A 4,678-nucleotide genomic window follows, 5' to 3' on the forward strand; every position below is an offset into this window, starting at 1 on the left:
ACCGATTCGGAATGGGACCGCGAGAAGCTCTCCGAGCGCCTGGCCAAGTTGGCTGGCGGCATCGGCGTGATCAAGGTCGGCGCCGCCACCGAGGTGGAGCTGAAGGAGCGCAAGCACCGCATCGAGGACGCCGTGTCCTCCACCCGTGCGGCGCTGGAAGAGGGCATCGTCGCCGGTGGCGGTACCGCCCTGGTGGACGCCCTCTCCGCCCTGGATGAGGACGAGCGCGCCACCGCTGCGGCCGGCGATGTGGCCGCGGGTGTGGCCATCGTGCGCCGCGCCCTGGTCAAGCCGGCCTACTGGATTGCCACCAACGCCGGCTTTGACGGCTCCGTGGTGGTTTCCAAGGTCGCCGAGTCCCCGGCCAACGAGGGCTTCAACGCCAAGAGCGGGCAGTACGAGAACCTGCTGCACGCCGGCGTCATCGACCCGGTGAAGGTGACCCGTTCGGCGCTGCATAACGCCGCGTCGATTGCCTCGCTGGTGCTGACCACCGAGACCCTGGTGGCTGAGAAGCCCGCCGAGGACGAGGAAGCAGCCCACGCCCACTAAGGACGGCAACACCTAAGGCCAACGGCCCCGGAACCCCAGCTGCTGTGGCAGCGGCGTTCCGGGGCCGTTGCCGTATCCGGGGAGGTGGAAGCCCGGTTCTGTCACGATTCGATAACGATCTTTGATAGGATCAGGGGTCACCTAGTGTTCCCTGGACCCCACGGTGGGGTTCGAACCGGGCCCGGGCACCCTCCGGCGCCCACCCCTGACCCCGTTTTCTTATGAGCCACAACAGTTCCACTTCCCTTCACCCCCGGCCCGCGGCGGCACCTCGTCCGGCCGGTTCCGGCTACCGTATGGACCTGCAGGGGCTGCGTGCCCTGGCCGTGCTGCTGGTGATGTGCTATCACTTCTGGTTCGACAAGGTCTCCGGCGGCGTGGACATCTTCCTGATGCTCTCCGCGTTCTTCATGACCGCCTCCATGGCCCGGCAGATCGAGTCCGGCCGCTGGCCGAACCCGGTGCGTTATTGGCTCAAGACCTTCTCCCGGCTGGTGGGTCTGGCCGCGGTGGTGATCGCCGTGGTGGTTGTCGCGGCCTGGGGGTTCATGCCCGGCACCCGCTGGCAACAGATCATGGACGAGGCCACCGCCTCCCTGCTATACCGGCAGAACTGGCAGCTGGCCGAGGCGAACGTGGACTACTACGCGTTCAACACCTCCGCCGCCTCACCGCTGCAGCACTTCTGGTCATTGTCCGTCCAGGGACAGATCTTCATCATCTGGCCGCTGCTGCTGCTGGCCTGCGCCCTGATCTGGCGCCGCTTCTTCTGCCGCCACCGCTTCAGCACGGTGGCGCTGGGAATGTTCGGAATCGTCTTCGCCCTCTCCCTGGGCTACTCGGTCCACCTGACCCAGGTGAACCAGCCGCTGGCCTATTTCCACACCGGCACCCGGATGTGGGAGTTCGCGCTGGGCTCCATGGTGGCCCTGGCCCTGCCGCGGCTGCAGCGGTTGGCCGAACCGGTGCGCCGGGTGGGCGGCTGGGTGGGGCTGGCTGTGATCATCAGCTGCGGGGCGGTGCTGGAGGTCCAGGCACAGTTCCCCGGCTGGTTGGCGCTGATCCCCACCCTGGGTGCGGCACTGCTGCTGATGGCCCCGGGGGAGCCCGAGCACCGCAACGCCGCCTGGCTGCTCTCTCGCCGGCCGCTGGTGCAGCTGGGGGATGTCTCCTACGGCATGTACCTGTGGCACTGGCCCATCCTGGTGTTCTACCTGCACTTCACCCAGCAGTCCTCGGTGGCACTACTCACCGGCACCCTGCTGATCCTTGGCGCCATCGCCCTGGCCATGGCCACCACCCGGTGGATTGAAAAACCGCTGCGCAACTGGAGCCCGGCACTGCCGGGGCTGCAGCGCCGCCAGCTGGGGGTGCCGCTGGCCCAGGCCGTGGTGCTGGGCATGGGTCTGGTGCTGGTGTGCGCGCCGGTGGCGGTGTGGCAGTCCAGCGTGGAACACACCCGGGTGCTGGCCGCCGCCCAGGACCGCCAGGAAAACCCCGGCGCCATGGCCTCCAGCGACTGGGACCCGCAGCGCGCCTCCATCAAGCTGCCGCTGAGCACCGAACTGGCCGAGGAGTGGCAGAACCCGGGGCAGGGCTGCGAGGGGGACTACGCGCCGGATGATGAGGACATCTACTTCTGCCAGCGCGGCGGGGACCGGCAGGGCAAGCCGGACCTGGTGCTGCTGGGGGACTCGCACACCCAGCACTGGAGCCAGGCGGTGGACGCGATGATGCAGGAAACCGGCGGCAGCTGGATGATGCTGCACGAGCCGGGCTGCCGGCTGGGCGACGTGGGCCAGCATGATGCGGTGCGCTGCGCCAAGTTCCAGGAGGCCGCCACCGACTTCGTGGCCGAACTGGCTCCCCAAATGGTGCTGACCGTCGCCTCGGTGACCGGGCAGTATGAGGACGAGTTCGGGCGCAGCGCCGCCGAGCAGGAGCGCATGGCCCCGGCCTACGCCGAGGCGATCGCCCCGCTGCTGCAGGCCGGCAGCCGGGTGATCGCGATGCGCGACACCCCGCGCTTTGAGTTCAACGTGCCCGAATGCGTGGACCGCTACCCGAACCATCCCGAACGCTGCTCCGCCCCGGTGACCGAACGGATGGCCGCGGTGAACCCGGTGGACACGTTCCTGGCCGAACACGACTACGGGGACCGGGTGGTGTCCCTGGACATGACCCGGCTGATCTGCCCGGACGGGCTGTGCCAGCCGGTGATCGGCAACGTGGTCACCTACCTGGACGATTCGCACCTGTCCAAGACGTTTGTGCAAAGCGCCGATGAGATCTTCGCGCGCCGCTTCATCAAGGCCACCGGCTGGGAAGGACCGGGCCGTTAACCAGCCGCCCCCGGCGCGTTACTTTGACCACATGGCGCCAAACGGGAATCGCGACGGGGCAATTATGGTTCTACCATGTAATCAATCGCCGTCTCGTCCGAAAGGTTCCTACGTGTCTGAGTTCAACCCCTTTGCCCTTGAAGGACTCACCTACGATGATGTGCTGCTGCTGCCCGGCCCCACGGACGTGATCCCCTCCGACGCGGACACCACCACCCGGCTGACCAAGCGCATCAACATCAAGACCCCGATCATCTCGGCGGCGATGGACACCGTCACCGAGGCCCCGATGGCGATCGCCCTGGCCCGCCAGGGCGGCATCGGCGTGATCCACCGCAACCTGTCCATCGAGGACCAGGCCAAGCAGGTGGACCAGGTCAAGCGCAGCGAATCCGGGATGATCAGCGACCCGGTGACCGTGCACCCGGGCGCCACCTTGGACGAGTGGGATGACCTGTGCGCCCGCTACCGCGTTTCCGGCCTGCCGGTGGTTGACGAGAACCGCAAGCTGCTGGGCATCATCACCAACCGCGACACCCGCTTTGTGCCGCGCGAAAACTTCATGACTACCAAGGTCTACGAGGTGATGACCGGCATGCCGCTGATCACCGCGAAGGTCGGGGTCTCCCGCGAGGAAGTCATCCAGCTGCTGTCCAAGAACCGCATCGAGAAGCTGCCGCTGGTCGATGACGAGGACCGCCTGACCGGGCTGATCACCGTGAAGGACTTCGACAAGGCCGAGCAGTACCCGCTGGCCACCAAGGACGATGAGGGCCGCCTGCGCGTGGGCGCCGCCGTTGGTTTCTTCGGTGAAGGCTACGAGCGGGCCATGACCCTGATCGACGCCGGGGTGGACACCCTGGTGGTGGACACCGCCAACGGGCACAGCCAGGGCGTGCTGGATATGATCTCCCGCCTGAAGAAGGACCCGGCCGCCGCCCACGTGGACATCATCGGCGGGCAGGCCGCCACCCGCGAAGGCGCCCAGGCGTTGATTGACGCCGGCGCGGACGCCATCAAGGTCGGCGTGGGCCCGGGCTCCATCTGCACCACCCGCGTGGTGGCCGGTGTGGGCGTGCCGCAGGTGACCGCCATCTACGAGTCGGCCAAGGCCGCGATCCCGGCCGGGGTGCCGCTGATCGCCGACGGCGGGCTGCAGTACTCCGGTGACATCGGCAAGGCCCTGGTGGCCGGCGCCGATTCGGTGATGCTCGGTTCGCTGCTGGCCGGCACCGCCGAGTCCCCGGGTGACCTGGTGTTCATGGGCGGCAAGCAGTTCAAGACCTACCGCGGCATGGGCTCGCTGGGCGCCATGGAAACCCGCGGCAAGAACACCTCCTATTCCAAGGACCGCTACTTCCAGGCCGATGTGCCCACCAATGAGAAGCTGATCCCCGAGGGCATTGAAGGCCAGGTGCCCTACCGCGGCCCGCTCTCGGCCGTGGTGCACCAGCTGGTCGGCGGCCTGCGCCAGACCATGTTCTACGTCGGTGGGCCCACCATCCCGGCACTGAAGGAGCGCGGCAAGTTCGTGCGCATCACCGCAGCGGGCCTGAAGGAATCCCACCCGCACGACATCATGATGACCGTCGAGGCACCGAACTACAAGTCCCGCTAACCCCAGGGCGCTGCCCTAGTCGGCAGCCCCGCCAGCGGTTCTTCCCACAGGCCCCGCACCCACCCGCCCCGCGCGGGGCAGTGCGGGGCCTGCGGCGTTGCGCCCGCCGGCCGGTGCGCGCCTAGCTCCGCCGCGCTCGCCGGGCGTACTCGGTGCGGGAACGGGT

The 4,678-nt window shown here is 68.0% G+C and carries 3 protein-coding genes; all 3 read left to right on the forward strand.

What is annotated here, in order from left to right:
• A partial coding sequence (locus RCJ92_RS14960; protein ID WP_446754992.1) for a TCP-1/cpn60 chaperonin family protein occupies window positions 1-552 on the forward strand: 552 nt, incomplete at its 5' end.
• A 221-nt stretch (window positions 553-773) separates the two neighbouring features.
• Window positions 774-2,894 (forward strand): acyltransferase family protein, encoded by a 2,121-nt coding sequence (locus RCJ92_RS14965; RefSeq protein WP_446754993.1) that lies wholly within the window; start codon window positions 774-776, stop codon window positions 2,892-2,894.
• Between the two features lie 64 nt (window positions 2,895-2,958).
• Window positions 2,959-4,512: an IMP dehydrogenase gene (guaB, locus tag RCJ92_RS14970; protein ID WP_138177292.1), complete on the forward strand. Its 1,554-nt coding sequence runs from the start codon at window positions 2,959-2,961 to the stop codon at window positions 4,510-4,512.
• Window positions 4,513-4,678 lie beyond the last annotated feature (166 nt).

This window comes from Glutamicibacter sp. BSL13 (assembly GCF_052928425.1).